The organism is Cognatitamlana onchidii (genome assembly GCF_004804355.1).
Taxonomy (GTDB): Bacteria; Bacteroidota; Bacteroidia; order Flavobacteriales; family Flavobacteriaceae; genus Cognatitamlana; species Cognatitamlana onchidii.
Genome location: NZ_SRWZ01000006.1, coordinates 234,620 through 258,541, shown reverse-complemented (window position 1 = coordinate 258,541; position 23,922 = coordinate 234,620). Strand labels below are relative to the sequence as shown.

Annotated in this window: 17 protein-coding genes; all 17 read right to left on the bottom strand. The window is 34.3% G+C overall.

Annotated features, from left to right (window positions below; translation table 11 throughout):
• Nucleotides 1-22: 22 nt before the first annotated feature.
• Nucleotides 23-817 (bottom strand): cation transporter, encoded by a 795-nt coding sequence (locus E5D58_RS12735; RefSeq protein WP_136482344.1) that lies wholly within the window; start codon nucleotides 815-817, stop codon nucleotides 23-25.
• 166 nt (nucleotides 818-983) lie between these two features.
• Entirely contained in the window at nucleotides 984-1,643 is a 660-nt protein-coding gene (locus tag E5D58_RS12730; RefSeq protein WP_136482342.1) for a hypothetical protein, read from the bottom strand.
• Nucleotides 1,644-1,797: 154 nt separating this feature from the next.
• Nucleotides 1,798-2,223, bottom strand: a complete 426-nt coding sequence (locus tag E5D58_RS12725; RefSeq protein WP_136482340.1) for a hypothetical protein — start codon at nucleotides 2,221-2,223, stop codon at nucleotides 1,798-1,800.
• 228 nt (nucleotides 2,224-2,451) lie between these two features.
• On the bottom strand, nucleotides 2,452-2,910 hold the full coding sequence (locus E5D58_RS12720) for a hypothetical protein (protein WP_136482338.1): 459 nt from the start codon (nucleotides 2,908-2,910) through the stop codon (nucleotides 2,452-2,454).
• Between the two features lie 231 nt (nucleotides 2,911-3,141).
• Nucleotides 3,142-3,600 (bottom strand): hypothetical protein, encoded by a 459-nt coding sequence (locus E5D58_RS12715; protein WP_136482336.1) that lies wholly within the window; start codon nucleotides 3,598-3,600, stop codon nucleotides 3,142-3,144.
• A 47-nt stretch (nucleotides 3,601-3,647) separates the two neighbouring features.
• On the bottom strand, nucleotides 3,648-4,079 hold the full coding sequence (locus tag E5D58_RS12710) for a hypothetical protein (protein WP_136482334.1): 432 nt from the start codon (nucleotides 4,077-4,079) through the stop codon (nucleotides 3,648-3,650).
• Nucleotides 4,080-4,243: 164 nt separating this feature from the next.
• On the bottom strand, nucleotides 4,244-5,383 hold the full coding sequence (locus E5D58_RS12705) for a tyrosine-type recombinase/integrase (RefSeq protein ID WP_235835917.1): 1,140 nt from the start codon (nucleotides 5,381-5,383) through the stop codon (nucleotides 4,244-4,246).
• A 265-nt stretch (nucleotides 5,384-5,648) separates the two neighbouring features.
• Nucleotides 5,649-8,051 carry a glycoside hydrolase family 31 protein gene (locus E5D58_RS12700; protein ID WP_136482332.1) on the bottom strand — a complete coding sequence of 801 codons (2,403 nt, stop codon included), beginning with the start codon at nucleotides 8,049-8,051 and terminating at the stop codon, nucleotides 5,649-5,651.
• 345 nt (nucleotides 8,052-8,396) lie between these two features.
• Entirely contained in the window at nucleotides 8,397-10,304 is a 1,908-nt protein-coding gene (gene glgB, locus E5D58_RS12695; RefSeq protein ID WP_136482330.1) for a 1,4-alpha-glucan branching protein GlgB, read from the bottom strand.
• A 3-nt stretch (nucleotides 10,305-10,307) separates the two neighbouring features.
• Entirely contained in the window at nucleotides 10,308-11,936 is a 1,629-nt protein-coding gene (locus E5D58_RS12690) for a trehalose synthase (RefSeq protein ID WP_136482328.1), read from the bottom strand.
• Nucleotide 11,937: 1 nt separating this feature from the next.
• The gene (locus E5D58_RS12685; protein WP_136482326.1) at nucleotides 11,938-13,875 is read right to left on the bottom strand and encodes an alpha-1,4-glucan--maltose-1-phosphate maltosyltransferase; all 1,938 of its coding nucleotides are present in this window, start codon (nucleotides 13,873-13,875) and stop codon (nucleotides 11,938-11,940) included.
• Nucleotides 13,876-13,916: 41 nt separating this feature from the next.
• Nucleotides 13,917-15,182 carry a glucose-1-phosphate adenylyltransferase gene (locus tag E5D58_RS12680; RefSeq protein ID WP_136482324.1) on the bottom strand — a complete coding sequence of 422 codons (1,266 nt, stop codon included), beginning with the start codon at nucleotides 15,180-15,182 and terminating at the stop codon, nucleotides 13,917-13,919.
• A gap of 25 nt (nucleotides 15,183-15,207) precedes the next feature.
• Nucleotides 15,208-16,410, bottom strand: a complete 1,203-nt coding sequence (glgA, locus tag E5D58_RS12675; protein WP_136482322.1) for a glycogen synthase — start codon at nucleotides 16,408-16,410, stop codon at nucleotides 15,208-15,210.
• Nucleotides 16,411-17,083: 673 nt separating this feature from the next.
• On the bottom strand, nucleotides 17,084-19,522 hold the full coding sequence (locus E5D58_RS12670; RefSeq protein WP_136482320.1) for a T9SS type A sorting domain-containing protein: 2,439 nt from the start codon (nucleotides 19,520-19,522) through the stop codon (nucleotides 17,084-17,086).
• 78 nt (nucleotides 19,523-19,600) lie between these two features.
• Nucleotides 19,601-21,424 carry a 7TM diverse intracellular signaling domain-containing protein gene (locus tag E5D58_RS12665; protein ID WP_136482318.1) on the bottom strand — a complete coding sequence of 608 codons (1,824 nt, stop codon included), beginning with the start codon at nucleotides 21,422-21,424 and terminating at the stop codon, nucleotides 19,601-19,603.
• Nucleotides 21,402-22,037 (bottom strand): response regulator, encoded by a 636-nt coding sequence (locus E5D58_RS12660; RefSeq protein ID WP_136482316.1) that lies wholly within the window; start codon nucleotides 22,035-22,037, stop codon nucleotides 21,402-21,404. Before E5D58_RS12660 ends, E5D58_RS12665 begins: the two co-directional genes overlap by 23 nt.
• A gap of 37 nt (nucleotides 22,038-22,074) precedes the next feature.
• Nucleotides 22,075-23,871, bottom strand: a complete 1,797-nt coding sequence (gene lepA, locus E5D58_RS12655) for a translation elongation factor 4 (RefSeq protein ID WP_136482314.1) — start codon at nucleotides 23,869-23,871, stop codon at nucleotides 22,075-22,077.
• Nucleotides 23,872-23,922: the final 51 nt, after the last annotated feature.

The following is a 23,922-nucleotide window of genomic DNA, read 5'->3' as shown; positions in this document are numbered from 1 at the left end:
GTTGTGGTTAGTGTTTTTTAATTTATTTACTCAATTTTAATATTCTAAATGCTCCTTGAATTACCAAAACAAAAACGATTGTTCCGATAATCAAATCAGGTTTGCTTGAACTCAACCAATTTACCAAAAGTCCAGCTGTAATTACTCCTAAATTGATAATCACATCGTTTGAAGTGAAAATCATACTTGCTTTCATATGAGCCTCTTCCTTACTTTTTGACTTTTGTAAAATGTAAAGACAAATTCCGTTTGCAATAAGGGCGAAAATCGAAACGATAATCATTGTCGAAAAGTTGGGTAGTTTCTCATCTCCGAAAAATCTTCTTAAAACTTCTACAAATCCGATAATTGCAAGTGTTATTTGAAAATATCCAGCAAGTTTGGCAATCCGTTTTTTCTTTACTTCTGTTCCGCCAACCGCAAACAAGCTAATTCCGTAAACGAAACTGTCCGCAAGCATATCTAAACTGTCCGCAACCAATCCCATTGATTTTGAGATTATTCCTGTTGTCATTTCAATTATGAAAAACGCAAAATTTATGGCAAGTACAGACCATAGTAGCTTTTTTTGGTTTGCATTTTCATTAAATTCCGTTTGGTCGGTTTGTTCAGTCGAGATTTTCTTTCCGCCTAAATTCAGTTCGATAACTGATTTTTCAATTTGGTTAGTTTCTCCGCTGTGAAAAACGGTCAGTTTTCGGTTGGGAATGTCAAAGTCCAAATTCGCAATACTTGAAATTCCGTCCAATTTCATTCGGATTAGATTTTCCTCTGAAGGACAATCCATTTTGGTAATCTCAAATATTGTTTTATTCATTTAGTTTCTTGGTTTTTCGACATTAACCACAACGTCTCTGTATAAACTTTGTTGCGGTTTCGTTTAGCTAAAAGTAAGCAAATTATTACTGAATAGAAAGTCTGTGAGGACTTTCGAAAGTAAGCAATTAGCTAGCAATAAAATTTATACGTTGTTAGCAAACGTTTCATAATAATGCGTTTCTCGTAAGTTTAGTTTTATCCAAGTCAAGTTCTATTGAGAATGTATCAATTATTATTTTTTCAATTTCTTTTTTATTTATTGAGTTCTTATTCCTCCTAACTTTTGAATAATTCTCTCTTTTCATTTTTTCAGCTAATTCTCCAAATGTATTTATATTCAATTCTTTTCCAAACTTGTATAAAGTCCAAATTCCAATGATTGATGTTATGAATAAAATAGATGCTATTTTGTAGTTAATTATAAAGAACAAAAGAGAAACTAAAAGTAAATAAGTAAAAAATTTCAGGAAAATACTTTTAGGTTGAGTAATTTTTAGCTTAAAATCTAATTTTTCCTCTATTAGCTTAATTTTCAATAAACGTTCTTTTTTAGGGAAAATTTCAGATAATTTAGATTTTGGATTCAAGTTTTCAATTCCAAATTCTTTTTCAATTACACTTCTAAGTTTATAAAATGCCTGTTGAGAAGTACAATTTTCTTCACTTTCAAATACAATTTTTTCTTTAATAATATCAGTTAGTTCTCCAAAATTATTAATCTTTAGAATGTCAATTCCAGTTAATTGAACTTCGAAAGAATCTTCAAGTTTCATAACAACATCTTCTAAATCTCCTAAATCTATATTTTCAAGTTTGTATTTCACTCCTTAATGTTTGCTAACGGTTACGTATAAGAATAGTGCGTAGTTTGAATGCGAGGATTTTCCGAAGGAAAATCAGATGCAAGCAAACAAGCACTAACTTTTGCTTTAGGAATAAACTTACGCATTATTTTTATACTATGTTGTAAAACGTTTTTTAGTTTTTTAAATATGGATTGTTTATAGAATATTTTTTTACACCTTTCAAGTTCTCAAATGTTAGATTTATTGTGGTATCTAATTTTGCACGTTTGACGACTATAGAGTTGCTATTTTTAGTTTTTATTAGAGTGTCACCAACTTTGAGGTATTGATATAAAATTGGGTTTTGATAAACAAAATCCATTTGAGTTGTAATTCCATTTTTTTCAAGTACAATAATATCTCTACCTCCTTCTTTTTTATAAAACTTTTGGGTTATAATTCCATCATATGACTTGTTATAAGAAGTTTTTACTGCATTATTGAAAAAGTCCTCCTCCGAAATAGAGTGTTTATCAAAAAACCAAACTGTATTTATAAACCCAATTAGAATTAAAATAGGGAAAATCAATATTTTATATTTTTTCCAGAGTCTTTTCATAATGTTTTACAACGTTCTCGGCTATGATTAGTACGGGAATAAAAGTATGCTTTTGTTTCCGTTTAAGCGATTAGCCGAAGCTTTTTGTTTGTTTTTATTTTTTTATATCAAAAGCCAAATCCAAAAGATTTGGCGTTGTTAGCTGATATTCCAGCTTTATATCTTAAACGACTAAACCCGTATTAATTATAGCCAATGTTGTGTGTTCGTTTTTATTCAGTTTTATTTTCAATTGCAATCATTTCTTTTATTCATTATTTCTCTTTCGTTTAATGACTTTTCGATAAGTGCTTTTGATTTTCCTTTGCGATTGTACAATGCACTTCCAATAAGAAAATGATATTTTTTTGAATTTCGTTCTATGTAAAGAGTATCAGAACATTCGTTTTTAATTACTCGGTCATTTTCTTTAATAAAATCATATAAAAATGCAGGTTTATAATCATAATTCCGACTATTTTCGATTCTATATCTATTTTTTTTATTTGTCAGTAATAAATAAGTATTTCCTTTTTCTTCAAAAATATCAACAACACTTTCGTTAAAAGTTGTACTTAAAAATACATATTCAAACTCTCCTTTTTTTACAACGGTATAAATTCCAAATCCAATAAGAAATATAAACAGAAATATAACTGGAAGGTACTCTTTCAGAGTATACTTTTTTCCGTCATATTTTTTAATCATTCTTTTCAATTTCCTCTTCTGTTTATTTCTATGTTTTCAATTTGAAGTTCCTGTGCTTAAATGACACACAACGTTTTTGTATATGAAAAGTTGCGTTTTTTGAAACGTAATTTTTCATGCTATTTTATTTTTTATAAAAGTAACGAATTTTTCAACAGAGTAGGAGTACAGCAATTTTTTATATACGTTGTTGGCTAATGTTATTTATTGTTATTGACTAAGTTTTCAGTATTATTCAGAAAATGATTTAAAAAAGAATATTACACATACGAGCATTAGAATGATTGGTAAAGTCAAATACTTGACTGTTAGATGTGTATTATTTGAATTTAGATATTCAGACTTCCAAGATTTGTAGTGTTTAAACAATAAATAGGAGAAATAACCACTTGTTATACTCATTAATAAGTAAATATTGTTCAATCCATTAATTAATATAACAACTGCGATTAGACAAGAGAATATTATAAAAGGAATTAAAAAACTGTTGGTTGAAAAAGATTTATTTTCAATTTCTTGACAATTATTTTTAGTTTCTGATTGTTGTTTTTGAAATTCAGAATAATTTTCAAGTATGTGTTTAGCTGCTAAAATAGACTCACTGTCAAATAGTGAGGGATTATTCACTTTATATTCTAAATCACGCTTAGATTTATGTTTAAATTTTTCAATGTATTTGTTTTCTTTCATTTCCTCATAGTTGAAGTTTGATAAAATTTATTTTTTTCTCTTCTATATTAATTTTCTCTATCTAGCATTGATTGATCTGGATTGTAAAATGAATATTTAATTTTAATTCTATTAGTTTTGTCTCTAAGATTTCTCTTAATAGTCAAAATAGTATTTTGATTATACTGGCTGTCTTTTAAATATTCTGTGGTATAGTAAGTTATCCCGTTTACTTCATAAGTGTATTTAATAGTGTATCCTATAGTTGAAATGTGATTTCCGATAGAGGTTTGTGCCATACTTTCTTTAGGTTGAAAATAAATTACATTACAAGTTGTTCTTCCTTGTAATTCTTCAAGTTTGTTACCTCTACCATCAGGTTGAAAAAAGAAAATATATAGGAATATTAAAATTCCTAAAAGACCAATTAAAGTGCTTATTGCATTTTTTCTTAGACCAATAAAGTACCATTCTAATTTTTCTTTAATTGATTTATTCATTTTTGTTAGGGAACGTCTTTAATAATATTTGCCAACTTGTTTATATGGATGATTAAATTAATCATAATAACCCTATTTGGAGTGATAACGATGGTTTTTTATGCTTATTTAGTATCCATATCACGCTATCAAATATACTTATTTTGTTCATAGGAGAATAATTCTTACAACGCATCAAATGGGTTTTTTATGTCCTCAAGGTTTGATTCCGAAACATGTGTATAAATCATGGTCGTTTTTGGGCTATTATGGCCAAGGAGCTCTTGTATATAGCGCAAATCTGTGCCACTCTCTAGTAAATGAGTGGCAAAGCTGTGTCTTAAGGTGTGAAGGGTAGCGTATTTCTTAATCTTACTAGACTTAAGTGCTTTTTTAAATACTTGCCTTGCACTAACTTGCGTGTAAGGCTTTTCACCGCGGCCTTCAAACACATAAATTTTGGGCGTATATGCTTGAAAGTAACTATTTAATAAATCCATAATATTGTTAGATAGCAGTGTATATCTGTCTTTTCTGCCCTTACCTCCTTTTATGTGAATAAGCTTTCTATCATAATCTAAGTCTGTAAGTTTTAAGTTCAAAGCCTCTCCTATACGTAAACCTGCAGAATATATTAGACATAAAAGCGTTCTGTGCTTAAGGTTTCTTGGTGTGCTTAATAGTGTTCTTACTTCGGATTTACTTAAAACAATTGGGAGTTTTTTGTCCTTATCAGGGCGTTTAATATCCAAACTATCTATGGTAATGTCGCTAAATTCTATGTATTTTTTTATACCGCTAATACATTGATTTTGGTAGGAGACAGACTTGTTAGTTCTATAAATAAAGTCGTAATTAAACTGTTCAATACTTCTGGCAGTAATAGTACTTATTTGCTTAAGTATTAAATACCGTATAAAGAAACTTGTTACTTCTAAATAAGTGTTCACAGTATTTGGGCTTAAACGCTTTTGTTGAAGCCATTTTTTATACTTTAAAAGAGTTGTTTTGGCTTCTTTATTCAAGGAAGGCAACTCTAATGGTCTAAGTACTTTTGTTCTATTTACTGCTTTCTGGGCTTGTTTTGTGACTCTAAAAGCTTTATAATTAACATACCATTGTTTTTCTCTAAAGGATGTAAAGAGTTCATGTATGCGTTTTTTAGTATAATATGTACAAAATACGCCATAAGTATTACTCCACTTTACACCGGGCATGGCACGCACATAATTTGTTAGCCTATTATTGTCCTCAAACTCTATAGCTATGTAGGTTTTATTATTATGAGAAAGCGGTTTTAATGTTATGGTAGGTCGAGCAGGCATTCCGTTTTTTATATAAAAGTAAGAAATTATTTATACACATGAAAGATTATTTGGAGTTCGCCTTTGCATTAGCGATTGTAGTGGTTAGCTTTTGGCGAGCTGTGCTTTGAGCCAAAACTAGTAACGAAAAGCGCGACCTTTATTTTGAACAGCCTTCAAAATAAAGGGAATGCCCAGATAAATAGGTTTAGAATACTTAGATACGCACAATAAAAAAGCCTCATATATTACTATGAGGCTTTTACCTTGTATTATAAATTGGCGTTTAGGCCATAATATGAAGTTCTGTAAACTCTTTAGAAATGGTTAAAGTGTTATCTCCATTAAGTTTAAGGTCTGCAAAGGCAATCTCTTCATTGTCAATTTCAATTTTTGAAATCTTAAATGGTAAGCCGTGTAAGTTTAGTTTAAACGTTTTGTAGGTGGTTATAAACTTACCAGACTTGTGCTGCTGAATAACAAGCTCCTTCTTTTTACCATTTAATTTAAAGGTTCTTAAGCTATAGCGCCCTTTAATATAGTCGTAACCATCGGTAGCATCTTCATAAACTTCAGAAGTTTCTTTACCGTGTTTGTAATACACATCGAGTGTTAACTGGTCAATGGTTTTTTCACCTACATACTGCTGTATAGGGTATTTAGGAATTATAGCACCCTCTTTTACAAATATTGGCATACTATCTAAATCGGCATCAACCCAGTCTTCAACACCACCTTCAACCAACTCATCTGTCCAGAAATTGTACCATTTACCAATTGGGAAATACATACGTCTGCCCTTTTGGTTTGGTCCTGTAATAGGACAAGCTAGTATTTTCTCACCAAAAATAAACTCGTCATTTCTATAATGGGTCTGTGGGTCTTCTTGATCATATAATACTAATGATTTTAAGATAGGAACACCTTCTTCTGCGTACCTCCAAAAAGCGGTATATAAGTACGGTAACAATTGGTATCGTATTTCAATAAATTTTCTAACCACGTCGGTAATGGTTGTTCCAAAAGCCCAAGGTTCTTGGTCTCCATGATCTCCAGAGGAGTGTGTTCTGCAAAATGGATGGAAAATACCTAATTGTATCCAACGGGCATATAGCTCGCCATTGGGTTGTTCTGCAAATCCACCAATATCCGATCCTATAAACGAGAAGCCAGACATACACATGCGCTGTGCTTGTAAATTGGCAATCGTTAAATGATCCCAAGTAGCAATATTATCGCCTGTCCAACTAGAGGTGTAACGTTGCGTACCAGAATAAGCGGCTCTGGTAATTACAAACGGACGTTTAGGATAAGAAAATTTCTTTAAACCTTGGTAAGTGGCCCGTGCCATTTGCATACCATACACATTATGGGCTTTTCGGTGGCTACAAGGGTTACCATCGTAATCATGTCTTACGTCATTCGGGAATGTTTTTCCTGGAACGTCCATAACCGCAGGTTCGTTCATATCGTTCCATACACCTTTTACACCAATATCTTCAATAAGTTCTTGGAATAGGTTAGACCACCATTCTCTTACTTCTGGGTTGGTAAAATCGGGGAAGTAACATTCTCCTGGCCATACTTTACCTTTCATATAAGGGCCATCGGCACGTTTACAGAAATAGTCTTTATCTAGACCTTCTTTAAACACCGAATAATCCATGTCTATTTTTATACCCGGGTCTATAATTACAATGGTTTTAAAGCCATCGTCTGCCAATTCTTTAACCATACGTTTAGGGTCTGGGAAATATTCTTTACTCCAAGTAAAGCATCTAAACCCTTCCATGTAATCGATATCTAAATAAATGGCATCACAAGGAATTTGTAATTCTCTAAATTTAGAGGTGATTTCTTTTACGTTCGACTCTGGATAATAACTCCATTTACATTGGTGGTATCCCAAGGCCCAAAGTGCGGGCATTTCGTGCGGCTTTCCTGTTAAATCTGTGTAGTTGGCAACCACTTCAGACATGTCTGGACCGTAAATAAAGTAATAGTTCATTTCGCCACCATGTGCCCAAAAACTAGTTATGTTTCGGCGTTCGTGGCAAAAATCGAAATAAGATCTAAACGTATTATCAAAAAATATTCCGTAAGATTTTTTATTGTGTAACCCCGTGTAAAACGGAATAGTTTTATAAATAGGATCGGTGTCTCTACCATAGGCATAAGAATCGGTTACCCAATTCTCAAAACGTTTCCCTTTTAAGTTATTATCTACAGGTTTATCTCCTAAACCATAATAGCTTTCTCCAGGTTGAGCGGTTTTAGACATTTTTACAACATCGCCTCCAAACTCATAACTTTCTTCCCAGTGAAAACCAAGCTCGTCTTCACAGATAAGGCTTTTATCTTTTGCATCGAAAATAGATGCTCTTAAATCTAATTTTGAAATGTGGCAGATTAACTTCGCGGTTGTAATAATATACTTGTCATCATCTTCAGCAACGTCTAAATGGTTATACCCTCTACTAGCATATTTGGTAATAGCATACGAAAAATCGTTTTCAAAAATACCTGTGGTAGTAAACCTGAAACGCAGAATACTGTCTCTTCTAACAGTAACTTGTAAAATCACACCATTTTCGGCTGTAAATGAGAGAACGTTTAGGTTTTTTTCATAGGAAACAATTTTTGATGGAAATAAGTTTCCTTTATATTCTAATTCAGTATTTAATATCATAAAATTATGCGTGAATAATAAGTCACGAAAATACTAAAATTCATAAATTTGAATGACTTCTTTTTATTAAAAAAATCCTTAAAAAATTGCATAAAGCTCAATAAATGAGGGTATTAATTATAAAATAGACAAAGTAGAAAAGAACACTGGCTTTTTATTTTGTAAGATATTTAAAAAACACACTGTTATTTTGATTACTAAGTGTGCTTTGTTGGTTGTGTACAGTTTAGAGAAACATCTAGGTAAAAAGTAGAAATTATAGATTTTTTATGAAGATAAAACACCTTTTTAAACGCTTAACTCAAAGATTTAAAAAGGTGTTTTGGTAAGACAAGTTATTTTAACTTATGCAAATTTAAAAATGGTAACGGCCAAGGGAGGGAGGGTTATTTCTGCTGAATAATCCTTACCATTCCAAGGTACTTTTTTTATAGTGGTTTGTTTTTTGTTTTCAATACCACTGCCTCCAAAAACTTTGGCGTCGCTATTAAAAATTTCAACTAGTTTTCCTTTGGAAGGCAATCCTATTTTATAGCTTTTTCTTACCGAAGGTGTTAAGTTACAAACTACAGCCACGTTTTCTTCTTCCTTATAGCCTTTTCTAATGTATGAAATAACACAATTTTCATGATCGTCGTAGCTTATCCATTCAAACCCTTCGCTACTAAACCCTTTTTCATACAATGCTGGGGTACTTTTATAAATGGCGTTAAGAGCTTTATAGTAGTTTTGCATGTCTTGATGGGGCTTAAACTCTAGTAAATTCCAATCTAAGCTTTCTTGGAAATTCCACTCATTGTATTGTCCAAATTCACCTCCCATAAACAAAAGTTTGGTACCTGGGTGGGTAAACATATAACCGTATAACAAACGTAAATTAGCAAAGCGCTGCCACTCGTCACCCGGCATTCTACCTAAAATAGAGTTTTTGCCATAAACCACCTCGTCGTGCGACAAGGGTAGCATGAAGTTTTCGGTAAAGGCATAGGCTAAGCTAAAGGTAATATCGTTTTGATGATATTTCCTGTAAACAGGGTCTTTGCCAAAGTACTCTAGGGTGTCGTGCATCCAGCCCATCATCCATTTCATGCCAAAACCTAAACCACCAACAAAAGTTGGTTTCGATACCATAGGGAATGCCGTCGACTCTTCTGCAATGGTTTGTACATCTGGAAAAGATGCATAAATCTCTTCATTGAGTTCCTTAAGGAAACTTATAACGGCTAGATTTTCTCGTCCGCCATATATGTTAGGTTCCCATTCCCCATCTTCTCTGGAGTAATCTAAAAACAGCATAGAGGCTACGGCATCGACACGCAGGCCATCGGCATGGTATTGATCCATCCAAAAAACAGCATTGCTAATTAAAAATGAGCGTACTTCATTGCGTTCGTAGTTAAAAATTAAGCTTTTCCAATCTTGATGATACCCTTTACGTCTATCTGGGTGTTCATATAGGTGCGAGCCATCAAAAAACCCAAGGCCATGTGCATCCTCGGGGAAATGCGATGGTACCCAGTCTAGTATAATACCAATGCCGTTTTGGTGTAGTTTATCAACCAAGTATTTAAACTCTTCTGGATAGCCAAATCTAGAGGTTGGTGCAAAGTACCCGGTTAATTGGTAGCCCCAGGAAGGGTCGTAAGGATATTCCATAATTGGCATAAGCTCGACATGGGTAAAATTCATGTCTTTTACATAATTAACCAAATCATCGGCTAACTCGTAATACGATAAAAAACGGTCTTCTTCAAGATGGCGTTTCCATGATCCAAGATGTACTTCGTATACCGAGAATGGGGCATCAATGGCATTGTTTTTCTTACGAGTTTTCATCCACTGTTTGTCCTTCCACCTGTAGTCGTCATCCCAAACGATAGATGCTGTATTTGGTGGATGCTCATAGCGCCTTGCGTACGGGTCGGCCTTTTCTGTTTTTATATCGTTGTTATGGCTTTGAATTTTGTATTTGTAAGCCGCGCCTTTTTCTACAAGGGGGATGAAGCCTTCCCAAATCCCACTAGAATCCCAGCGTACGTTAAGTTGATGCTCGCCTTCTAGCCAATAATTAAAGTCGCCAATTACAGAAACTTGCTTTGCGGTAGGTGCCCAAACGGCAAAATAGACACCATCTATCCCATCAACGGTAACCAAGTGAGAACCAAACTTTTCGTAAAGCCTAAAATGTTTTCCTGCTTTAAAAAGATTGATGTCAAATTCTGTAAATAGACTATACGGTTTTACCTGTGCCATAAATTAATGATTTATAATGTTAGATATGCCCTTTAAGGGGATAACGGCCCATTGTGGGCGAGAATTGAGCTCGTAGCCCAGTTCGTAAACTGCTTTTTCTAACAAGCAGTATTTTAATATAAAAATGCGCTCTTGGTTGTACCCAAGGTTTAAATTGGCATTTTGTGTTTCTGTAACATAAGTACCCAAAAACAAACCTGTTATGTAGCGGTATAAAATCTCGGAAGCATCAAACAGGGCTTCTTGAGGCGCTTTATAATGTTGCATATTATTAAAAACGTTGGCGTAAATAGCGTAATGGAACGATCTAAATAAGCCAGCAACGTCCTTTAAAGGTGGTTGTTTTACTTTTCTGTCTCTTATGGTACTTTCGGGTTCGCCTTCAAAATCTAGAATAAAGAAATCATGGTTTTTTACTAAAACTTGCCCTAAGTGGTAATCGCCATGAACTCTTATGCGTTCGCCTTTTAATTTTGTCCAATCAAAATTAACAAACTGTTTTCTTATGTGGTTCTTTTTGTCTAAAAACTCATGCGCTAAATTAAGGGCTAAGCCTTTTAATTTATGCATGTTATTCTCAACAATATTAAGCCTGTTTTGAAATTGATACAGCATTTTGTTTTTAAGCCATACCGTATAATCATCGTTATAATGAGCAGGTGTAAAGGCGGTTTCTTCAAATTCTGAACCTAAGGCAATATGCATTTCGGCCGTTCGTTTAGCCAATGTTTGTACTTGAGAAAATATATGCAATCCTGCCCAATCTATTATTTGAGGCGGAATGTCGTTAATGGATAATCTTTGATATAGGTTTGTATTAGGAAGGCTACCAATAGTAATATTTTTATACTCTAAATTGGAAAACACCTTGTGTAGCTCCCTAAGCATATAATCCCAAGCATCGCCTTGATTGGGAATCATTTCTTGCATAAGGCCAATGGTAATATTGATGTTTTCAGCATCAACAATATTGATACTTCCTAAATAAGAAGGTGTGTTTTTAAAGGCCTTTTTTTCCGACAAAAACCGACTCATCTCGTAGTCGGGATTTTTATCGGCAAAAATTCTTCTAAAAAATTTTAAAACATATTTTTCGTTGTAAACCAACGATGTATTGCTTTGCTCTAACCCCATAAATCTGGAAGACTCGTAGGTTATATTATTAAAGAGATGACTTTTGTGATATTGTACACGAGTGGTATCATTGGGTATGGCCGTGGCGATACGCTCAAATACTACCTTTCTAAACGCTTCTAAATTTATAGCGTCAATTATAAACCCATTTTGCCCATTAATATTAATGGGTAAAATGCGGTCGTTTTGGGCAAAAGTTTCGTCGGTTACAAAGGCGATAGGTAAAAAATAGTGCTGATAAAAGGCTTCAACAAAATTAACTTCTAATATTAAGCCATAATATACTTCACCATGTTGCTGGATTTTAAAATATTCAGCCAGTTCAATATATTTTAAGCGGCTAGCTTTACCTCCGTACCAGCGCTGTTTAACTATATAATCTTCTAAAACATCGGATAGAAAGATGGTTACAAAATCGGTATGATCTAGTAACTCCTCCCAGGTCTTTTCGGAAGTGAAAAGGGGTGTTATCGATGTTGTCGAGGATTGGTTTGACATGCTATTTATTGATGTTAAATATATGGAATGGCATAGTAGGGTGTAATTCTACATAACACCATTCGTTGTTCCAGTTATAACGACTGTCTGTTATTAAATCGTGCATTTCAAGGTTATGGCCATGTGGCACCCCAATATCTTGCAATGGTACCTGAATCGTTCCTTGCTGTGAGTTATGAGCATCAAGACTAATTATGACTAATATTTGATTTGTTTTATCGTCATTCCATTTATAAAAAGCCAGCAAGTTATCATTTTCTATATGACAGAACTTAATGTTATTGGTTTGCTGAAGCGCCGGATTATGATGTCTTATATAATTGATTTTGGCTATAATGGTAATGAGCTTATTTTTTATATCCCAGTCGTAATGCGTAATCTGGAACTTCTCTGAATTTAAGTACTCTTCTTTTCCAAGTAATGAGTCTGAAAGCATATACTCGAATACGGGTCCGTATATACCAATACAAGAGCTTAGTGTTGCCGCCAGCGCATAGCGTTGAATATGTTTTGATTCGTTGGCGCCTTGTAAATGGTACGGGTTAATGTCTGGCGTATTGGGCCAGAAATTAGGCTGCATATATTGTTTAAGTTCAGATTTTGTTAGCTCTTCGACGTACTCAATAAGCTCGTGCTTACTTTCTCGCCATGTAAAATAAGTGTAGGATTGTGTGTACCCTTGTTTTGCTAATTGCTGCATCACTTTAGGCGCGGTAAAAGCTTCTGCTAAAAAAATAATATCAGGATGTTTGGCTTTCACTTGTGTTATAATCCAGTTCCAGAAATAAAAAGGTTTGGTATGCGGGTTATCTACTCTAAAAATTTTGATACCGCAATCAATCCAATGCATTAAAATGTCTAAGCATTCATTCCAAAGACTTTTATAATCGTTGCTTTCCCAATAAATGGGTAGAATATCTTGGTATTTTTTGGGCGGATTTTCGGCGTATTGTACCGTGCCATCTGGTCGCCATTTAAACCAAGAAGGGTGTTCTTTAACCCAAGGGTGGTCTGGTGCTGCCTGCAGGGCATAATCCATAGCAATCTCAATATCGTTGTCTTTGGCACATTGAATTAAGGATTTAAAATCTTCCAAAGAACCTAACTGCGGGTGGATGTCTTTGTGTCCTCCATATTGTGAGCCAATACCCCATGTAGAACCAACATCGCCCTCTTTGGCATCGGTAGTGTTGTTTTTTCCCTTGCGGTTTACTTCGCCGATTGGATGAACAGGAGGTAGGTAAACCACATCAAACCCCATGCTTTTTACTCTTGGCAGAAGGCGTTCACAATCTTTAAAAGTACCATGAACCCCTGGGGTTTCTGAAGCAGACCTTGGGAAAAATTCATACCAAGTACTAAATCGAGCTTTTTTTCTATCTACATAAACCTTAAAGGTTTGAGACTCATTAGCCAGTATCCTTAAGGGGTGGGCATAGAAAATATTATAAATACGTTCTTTAGTAGCTTCATTAATGGCTTCGCCGTAATAATCTTCGTTTTTAAAAAGCTTATGAAGGTGTTCTAAATAAGTCTTGTCTTCGGCGTTTACTTTATCGAGAATTGCCTCAATATATTCGGCACCTTCAAGTAATTCTGAAACCACATGCTGCCCGTCATTTATTTTTCTAATTAGCCCATAGCGCCAATTAAGGGCATAATCAACCCAAGCTTGTACCTTATAAGCGTAAAAACCTTGTTTGCTAACCGTAAAGCTTCCTTGCCATTCATCGTTAGAGCTTAAGCCTAATCTGGTTTCATTCCACGAGGTGTCGCTTTCATGTTTAAAAAGAACAGAGGCCCCAAGTACATCATGGCCATCCGCCAGAATATGAGCATCTATATTAACAATTTCATTAACAACTCGTTTGATATAAAAGTCGCCACAATTAACGCTAGGCGAGACATAATCGATTACAACTCTTCTTTGGTCTTGCATTTTTGTTGATTATATAAGAAAAATAAAAATTTTAGATTTTTTTAAATGATAGTACCTTTAGGGATGGTAGCACCGTTTTTAACAACAACAATACCATCTCTAATGCAATAGGTGTCTGTTTCCGAATCTTCTAAGTGTGGTCCGCCTTTTATTCTAACATCATCACCAATACGACAATTTTTATCGAGAATACAGTTTTTTATGAAACAGCGTTCACCAATACCCATTAAGTTTTCAATTTTTTTGGTTTCAATCTCTTCAAGCGATTCATAATAGTCGGCACCCATCATGTAGGTATTAATAACAGTGGATTCTTTACCAATTCTTGAGCGAATACCAATAACCGACTTTTCAATTTTTGCAGCGCTTATTATGCACCCCTCGGAAACAACAGCTTTATCTAAAACGGTTCCTGCAATTTTTGTGGTGGGTAACATTCTTGCATGTGTGTAAATTCGCTTTTCTCTGTTGTATAAATCAAATTTAGGAATATCATCGGTTAATCCTAAATTAGCTTCAAAAAATGAATCGATAGTTCCTATATCTGTCCAATAACCTTCATATTGGTAGCTTAGTGTTTTGTGTGAATCAATGGACTGCGGGATGATTTCTTTACCAAAGTCAATGGTGTCTGGGTTTTTCATCAATTCTACTAACAGGTCTCTGTTAAATACGTAAATGCCCATTGATGCTAAGTAGTTACGCCCTTGTGCTTTCATATCATCACTCACCTCCGATGTCCAATCTGGTAATAAACTGGCGTCTGGTTTTTCTATAAAAGAGGTAATAATATTGTCATCATCGGCTTTTAATATACCAAAGCCCGTAGCATCTTTAGCATTTACAGGAATAGTGGCAATAGAAATTTTAGCGCCGCTGGCTTCATGAGCTTCAATCATTTTATCGTAATCCATTTGATATAACTGATCTCCAGATAAAATCAAAGCATATTCAAAATCATGTTGTAAAAAATGATGCATGCTTTGTCTTACAGCGTCTGCTGTTCCTTGAAACCAAGTTTTGCTCTCTGGAGTTTGTTCTGCAGCTAATACATCAACAAAAGCACTACTAAAAAAACTAAAGTGATACGTGTTTTTAATATGCTTGTTTAAACCTGCGGAATTAAATTGTGTTAATACAAAAATACGCTTAATGTCTGCATTAATACAGTTTGAAATTGGGATGTCAACTAATCTGTATTTTCCAGCTATGGATACGGCTGGTTTTGAACGTCGATCAGTTAACGGATATAGTCTTGAACCTTGACCACCTCCCAATATTATGGATAAAACTTTATTGTTAATCATATCATTTAGTTTTTAGTTAGTTTTGTTATATAAGTGTTTTGTATAAGGCTTCTACCTGTTTAGCAATCGCTACCCAGTCAAAATAATCTTCAACACGTTTTCTGCCGTTTTTGGCCATCGTTTCTCGCAATGCTTTATCACCGATTACTTTATTTACCCCATCAGCTAAATCTCGAGAGAATTTATCTGGGTCTACCGGCTCAAAAGGAGCTTCTGTTTGTTGCTCTAGCGGAATTAAGATACCTGTTTCTTCATGAACAACCACTTCTTTAATACCTCCAACGGCACTTGCCACAACGGCTGTGTTACATGCCATGGCTTCGATGTTTATAATTCCGAACGGCTCGTATATGGAAGGACAACAAAATACTGCCGCGTGCGAGTATAATTGAATAATTTCTTCTTTGGTTACCATTTTGTCAATCCAAATAACATTATGCCGTGTTTTTTTAACAGCGTCTACACTGTCTTTCATTTCTTTGGCAATTTCTGGGGTGTCTGGGGCACCTGCACAAAGTACTATCTGCGTGTCAGGATCTATATATTTTATAGCATTAACCAAATGAATAATTCCTTTTTGTCTTGTTATTCTACCCACAAAAAGCACATAAGGTTTTGTTTTATCAATACCATAAGTATCTAACGTAGCAGTTTCTGAAGTGGTAACGTATTGCTGAAGATTAATGCCATTGTAAATTACATGAACTTTGTTTTCGTCGACGTTAAAATGCTTTATCACATCTTCTTTGGTTTCTTCTGAAACAGCAATTAAAGCATCGGCCATTTCAATGGCTGTTTTTTCTACCCATGAGGAGGCATCGTAACCACGACCTAATTGTTCTCTTTTCCAAGGTCTTAAAGGTTCTAGGGAATGGGTTGTAATAACTAGTGGGGTGCCATAACAAAGTTTCGATACAATACCTGCAAAATGGGCGTACCAAGTATGACAATGCACAATATCGGCATCAATAGCATCGGCATTCATATGTAAACAGGTGCTAAGTGTTTTAAACACCGATTTTAACTTATCGTCTGCACTATCAAAAACAGCATTGTCAAAAGGAAACCCTTTTACCGCGAGATTTGATGATTTTTCATCTTGATCTCCAAAGCACCTCACCTCCATATCCATGAGTTTAGCGAGTTCTCCCGCAAGGTATTCAACATGTACGCCGGCACCACCATAAACATATGGTGGAAATTCTCTAGTGTAAAAAAGTGCTTTCATATGGTATATTATCTTAAAATCTTGTCAAAAGAAAGAAATCATGTGAATTTTCCATCTATGACATGGTGTTTATTTGAAAAAATTGTCAATTCAATTTTGTGTAGGGTATTTGGTTGAAAATCAAGCAAAAAACAAACAAAAAATCTCAAAATTGTTAATAACAATTAGGCCGATTAATTAGCTAATGTCCCTAAGAGTAAAATTAGACAAACATAGTATTAACAAGGTGTTGTGATGTATAAACAAATCGTTAAGTCTAGTTTGTTATAAACATACAAAATTAATTATTAACAATTTTATTATATTCTGTTTTTTAAAGAAAATAAAGTAGAATTGTAAATACGTGATATAATCAATAATAAAACTAAGAGAAATGCCTACTTTAGTTTTAATCGTTCAATTTTGAGCAGCTGCAAATGATTTCCGAAGAGTTTCGATATGTTTCTAATCTTGGCTTTAGGTTTTCTTCTTATTTTGAAGAAAAAAACAGTAAATAGAAATTATGGATCAGAATCATTGAGGTTGTTTTAATTGGGGGCTAATAAGCAAGGCGCCATTAAAAGATAAAGAGGTTTTAACGTAGTTAAAACCTCTTATTTCAAGATATGTATTTAATCAATTTAAAACGAATATCTTGATGTTTAACTCCTAAGAGCATTGATTAATAGCGTCTTTATATTTTAATAAGTTTTTTTACCACAGTAATATTATCAGCCGTTATACCTTGAACAAAATAAATGCCTTTGGATAGATTTTTAACCGAAGCACGAAGTCCCTGTGTGCTTAATACTTGCCTTCCGTTTGCATCAAAAATTCTGATTTTTATTATGCGATTATCTGAAAAAGTGATACTATACTTTGCTGGGTTAGGGTATAGTTTTACTTTAGAAATATCATTCTTTAAGAGGTCTATACCCAAGGTCTTTTTAGAGAGCGTTAAAACTAACTCGTCATTATTTCTGCAAGTAATGTTAAATTCATATTGAAATCCATTATAGTTAACTGTTTGAGATGCTGGTAGGTTACAATTAGAAATGGTTCCAGAGGTTGTTGCTACAATAAACTCATCGTTCAATGCGGGCTCGAAATTTAAAGATATTTGAAGTGACCCGTCGAAAGATGCATTGCCATTAATGGCTAAGAGATCATATTGAGAGCCTTGGTTTGGTCCGTTTAGTTCAATGTCTAGAATGTTAGATGGGGTTGAGGTATAATTGCCTGTTACATTTAATACTCCTGGTGAGGCTCCAGGAGCAAATGTGCCTTTGTTGGTAAAGTCTGGAGAAGAGGGTACATTAATTGTAGAAATACCTTTTATTGTACCAGTGTTTTCATTCGTTAGTTTTTTTGAAAAGGTAAGCGTGTTTTGTAGAATTTCAATGGTGCCATTATTTATAACGTCTACTGCTAATGAAGCGCTTCCTGTTGAGGCGTTGCCTTTTATTATTCCAAAGTTATTTATGGTATTTGGAGCACTTCCTGTTGATCCAAAACCGGCTGTTGATGCTTGTAAATCTATCACACCATTTACGTTATTGTTTAGAACAGAATTTGTAGCTATTAGTATAGCTCCCCCTACGGTTTGTCTAATTTCACCATTATTATTAAGCGTTGAACCACTATTTATACGTTTTGTTCCTCCTGAAGATTTTATGATGAGATGCTCGTTGTTAAGTACACCCCCACCTTCTAAATGGCCCTTATTCCAATTTATGGCTCCAGTTCCTGTAAAATTAAATGATGCAGAAGAGGGAACCAAGAGGTCTGCTTCCCAAAGGAGGTTACCTTGTAAACTGCCAGATAAATTTCCTGAAATGGTTATTGGTTGAACCCATCCGAGGTTGCCCGTAGATCCAATATTATAAGAACCGTTTGTTAAGGTTATCCCTTCATAAGCTAATAGAAGACCTCCTTTATTGACCTCAATAGTTCCATTATTGTTATTTAGTTTAATGCCTATTAGCCCTTGGTTAGCTATATCAGGTAGGTTTACTTTTATTAGCCCTAAATTATTTAAAACTCTTGTGTCATCTACAAACCCTAGAGATGATATGTTTCCGTTATCACTTCTAAAATCAATAATGCTTGACATATTATTATTAAGGGTGCAGTCTGCTCCAATAAGAATGTCGCCTCCCCCTGAGAGCCAGATTTCGTTATTGTTGTCTAGGGTCGTACTTCCTGTAATAGCTGTGTTTCCGCCACTATTTCTATTAATAATAGTATTATTTGTGAGCACCCCTCCACCTGTTAAATCGCCCGACATCCAGTTAATGGCGTTATTTCCTGAAAAATTAAAAATAGCGGTTCCTGCCACAGACATATCATCGTTCCAATTTAAGTTTCCAAGAACGTTACCTTTTAGAGTTCCAGAAACGGTCATTGGACTATTTAAATTTAGAGCTGCTCCATTGGATATATTAAAGGTTGCTCCTTCTAGGTTTACCAAAGTATTATTTAAATTTAGACTTCCTTTTTCAACTTGTAGCACCCCATCTCTATTAATAAGTGCGGCAGCTATAGAGGCACTGTCGGAGTCATTTGGAAATGATGTTTTTATCAAGCCATCATTGATTAAGGAGTTTGGTGCACCACCAGCTTTGGTAATGGCTGTTCCGTTTGCTTTGAAATCAATAATTCCTGTGCCTGAATTATTAATAACGCTATTTGGATTTATAAATATTACACCGCCAGCAACTAAATTAATAGTGCCAGGATTGTTTAGTGATGTGGAGCCTGAAAGATCAAAGGAAGGAAAAGACATATTAATTGTGCCACTATTAAGTAAGATACCACCACCACTTAAATCACCACCAGACCAATTGACAACAACGTTATCTTCAAACTCAGAAGGGTTTGCAATGATTAATGATTCTGTAACGTTAAGTACAGAATTCCCTTGAACTTCAATAGACAAGATATTTACTGGTGTATCGATGGTTACGGTAAACCCAGAAGGAATTAAAACATCATCTGATGCTGCTGGAACTTCTCCAGTCCAGTTTTCTTTGTTAGACCATTTATCGTCTACTGTGCCTGTCCATATGTTTTGTTGTGCTAAAATAGTAGCGCAAAAGGCAAAACAGCTTAAAAAAAGGAGTTGTGTTTTCATGATATATAGTTTTAAATTGATTATGGTAAAACTACATGAAAGATGAGCTGTGAATCAATACCGGAACTCCGGTAAATTTTATGGTAATGGTAATGAAATAAGGATAGAAGTACCTTGATTTATTCTGGAGTCTATTGTAAGAGATCCTCCTATTTGTTCCATTCTTGAATTCATGTTTTTTAAACCTATACCCGCTTCTTTAGTAATAGGATTAAAACCTTTTCCATTGTCTTCAATATTAATAACAAGCGCATTGTCATGTCCTACTAGTTGTATTTCAATATGATTGGCATCAGCATGCTTTAAAATATTGGAAAAGGCTTCTTGTATAACTCTATATAGCTGTGTAGAAGAATCGTGGTTTAAGGTTTCAGGGCAATGGTAACTATTAAAATCAACCTGAATGGAGGTTTGTTTTGAAATATTTGATGCTAAATCTTTAACAGCATTTTCGAATCCTATAATATTTAAATCGGAAGGAGAGATGTCATGAGAGAGGTTTCGAACATCGTTACAAATAGTATCAATAGTTTGTGCTATTTGCTCATTTTTAAAAGTATCTGAAACAAAACGCTTAAGGTAACTTAGTTGGCTGCCAATGTTATCGTGTAATTCCTTACTAATTCTGCGACGTTCTTGATCTTCTCCCTTTATAAACGCAGTTAAGTTTTTCTTTTCTTGAATGACTATTTTTTTGGATAACAAATTGCGTTCATCATAAATGTCCTTCACCATGAAAACAATGGTAAAGGTTAAGAACAGTATTTCTAAAAAGGAAGAATAAAACAGTAATGGTAAGTCATAAAAGTAAGTATTTACTAAGCCATAGCTGTGGTAAAGAATACTGGCAAAAGTTCCAAAAATCATAAAGGCATATGCTAGAGCAAACAAGGACGTCCGCTTGTTGTTTCTTTTAAAAAACACAGCAATTTCTATAATGATTAGTATGATTAATATTAAAAAAATACCATACCATATGTTCATAAAAAAGGACACTGCATTTTCGAAAATTTGGTTAAAAAAGAAATGCAGAGAAAGTCTTAACAAGATTAGAATAGTTAACAAAATTTCAATGGTTCGTTTTAATCTTGGCATATAAGTTTGAGCTTCTAAAATTTTTTGAGAGAATAAAGCAAAGAGAACTAGTGATATCTCACTAAAAAGCACATAGTGTGTGTACTTATTAATCTTTGTATTTTCAGGTAAAAATATTTGAGAAAACACACCTATGTAAGAGCTTATAAATAGCCCCAAAAAAATAATATAAGTGGCATATATTAAATAAGTACTCTTTCTTAAAAAATAAAAAATCAAAAGACTAAAAAGGACAGAAAGTAGGCTAATTCCATAATATGAACCGATTAGTATTTGTTGCACAAAACTACGTCTGTTAAAGACATTTTCACTTTTAAGATAAGCGGTTGTAACTAAGGGTTTTCCAGCTTCTTTTTTTAGTTTTAACTGAAAACTGCTTGTTTCCATAGGCTTTAATGATAATGGGAATGAATATAGTCTATGAACAGTAGGCTTTGTTCCTATAAAATAGTCTGTTCCTGTTCTAAAAAGAAGAGAAAAGCTATGGTCATCTTTTTTTCTTAAATCTATTTCTTTGATAAAAATATTAGAAAGTTCTAAAAGTAGTACTTGTGATTTATTGGATGTATTGGTAATAGTAAAGTCAACTGTATTAAAAGTATTGTTAAAACTAAAATAGAAAAAGCTTCTTTTGTCTGCCTGGTTATTTTCTAAATTACTGTTTATACTTGAAAAGGGTTTAAGGTTGGTAGATGAGAAACTAGAATCAATAAAAAGGGTGTCAAGCTGTGCGTTAGCAGGAGATACAACTATTGCTATGAATAGCACAACAACAATACAGCATTTATGATAACAACTTTTTTTCATTTACTAGATTTACCAAGTCAATGCTATTGTGAATATTAAGTTTTTTAAAAATATTTTTTTTGTGTGTTTCAACAGTATGCGGACTTATAAACAAAGTTTTGGCTATTTGAGGCACGTTTTTACCAGCTATAAGTTCTGAAATGATTTCTTTTTCTCTAAGGGTAATACTTATTTTTTCTGTGAAACCATCTGTTTCTGTAGTAATGCATTTAACGTCTTTACCTAGGAAAAATCGAGTTGATTCAAAGACGCTATCCAAGGCGCTAAGTAAATCTTGAGAGGAACAGTTTTTAATTAAAAAACCATTTGCACCATATTGTTTTACTTTTTTTACAATACTCTCTTTATTGTACATAGTTAGAATAATAACCTTAATGTGTGGGAATAACGGATTTACTTCTTTTAAGATGTCTATTCCATTTTTATTCGGAAGGTTTAGATCAAGCAGTAAGGCGTCTGGATGATGTTCGGCAATAGCAGATAGAACATTATTGCCATCAGTAATGTAGCCTACAATTTTGTAGTCCTTTTGAGTATTAAATATAGAAGACAGGCCATCAATAACTATTTGATGGTCTTCACAGATAAGAATCTTTTTAATAGGGTTCTTCATGTAAACAATCTACATGAAGAGAAAGATACTAAAAATATTAATCGTTTAGTTTTAAAACGGCCATAAACGCTTGTTGCGGAATTTCTACATTTCCTACTTGGCGCATGCGTTTTTTTCCTTTTTTCTGTTTCTCTAGCAGCTTACGTTTTCTAGAAATATCGCCACCATAACATTTTGCAGTCACATCTTTTCTAAGGGCCTTGATAGTCTCTCTAGAAATAATTTTCGCACCAATGGCGGCCTGTACGGGAATATCAAACTGCTGACGTGGAATGAGCTCTTTGAGTTTTTCACACATTTTACGCCCAATGGTTTGCGCGTTGTCGGCATGAATTAAGGCAGAAAGTGCATCGACTGGCTGTGCGTTTAATAGAATGTCTAAACGCACAAGTTTGGATGATTTCATGCCCATGGGATGATAATCAAAAGATGCGTAGCCTTTAGAAACTGTTTTTAAACGATCGTAAAAATCAAATACAATTTCAGCCAAAGGCATTTCAAAAATTAACTCAACACGCTCTGTGGTTAAGTAGGTTTGGTTTGTAATGATGCCGCGTTTTTCAATACAAAGCGACATCACATTACCTACAAAATCAGCTTTGGTAATAATAGTGGCTTTTATGTAGGGTTCTTCAACACGGTTTAAGGTTGATGGATCTGGTAAGTCTGATGGGTTGTTAACTATAATAACTTCATCTGGATTTTTATTCGTATACGCATGGTAAGACACGTTGGGAACTGTGGTAATCACCGTCATGTCAAATTCACGTTCCAAGCGTTCTTGGATGATTTCCATATGAAGCATTCCTAAAAATCCACAACGGAATCCAAACCCTAAGGCCGCAGAGCTTTCTGGTTGAAACACCAAAGACGCATCATTTAATTGTAGTTTTTCCATGGAGGCTCTTAAATCCTCATAATCTTCCGTATCCACGGGGTAAATACCCGCGAATACCATAGGTTTTACATCTTCAAACCCTTCAACAATATTGGTTGTTGGTTTAGCAAAATCCGTAATAGTATCGCCTACTTTTACCTCTTTAGCTGTTTTAATTCCTGTAATTAGGTAGCCCACATCGCCAGCCTTTACAGTTTGTTTCGCGATTTGAGTTAGTTTTAAAGTTCCAATCTCATCGGCGTAATAATCTTTGCCTGTTGCCACAAACTTAATGTGTTGTCCTTTTTTAATTTCGCCATTAAAAACTCTGAAGTAGGTTTCAATACCACGAAATGTGTTGTAAACAGAATCGAAAATAAGCGCTTGTAAAGGCGCTTTTGGATCGCCTTTTGGTGCAGGTATACGATCTATAATAGCGGCCAAAATATTATCAACACCGAAACCCGTTTTTCCACTGGCATGAATCACTTCTTCTGGATCGCAACCTAATAAATCTACAATGTCGTCGGTTACTTCTTCTGGGTTGGCACTTGGTAAATCCACTTTATTAAGAACAGGAATAATCTCTAAGTCATTTTCTAAAGCCAAGTATAAATTAGAAATAGTCTGCGCCTGAATACTTTGTGCAGCATCTACAATAAGTAAAGCGCCTTCGCAGGCTGCTATGGATCGAGAAACTTCATAAGAGAAATCTACATGACCAGGGGTGTCTATCAGGTTTAAAACATATTTTTCACCATTATACTCATAGTCCATTTGAATGGCGTGCGACTTAATAGTGATACCGCGTTCGCGCTCCAAGTCCATATTATCCAATAACTGGTCTTGCTTCTCTCTCGCAGTAACCGAACCAGTATAATCTAATAAACGATCTGCAAGTGTGCTCTTACCATGATCTATATGTGCAATAATGCAGAAATTTCTAATGTGTTTCATATGGGATTATCTTCTTAAAAAGATTTGGCAAAGATATAGGTTTTCATTGAG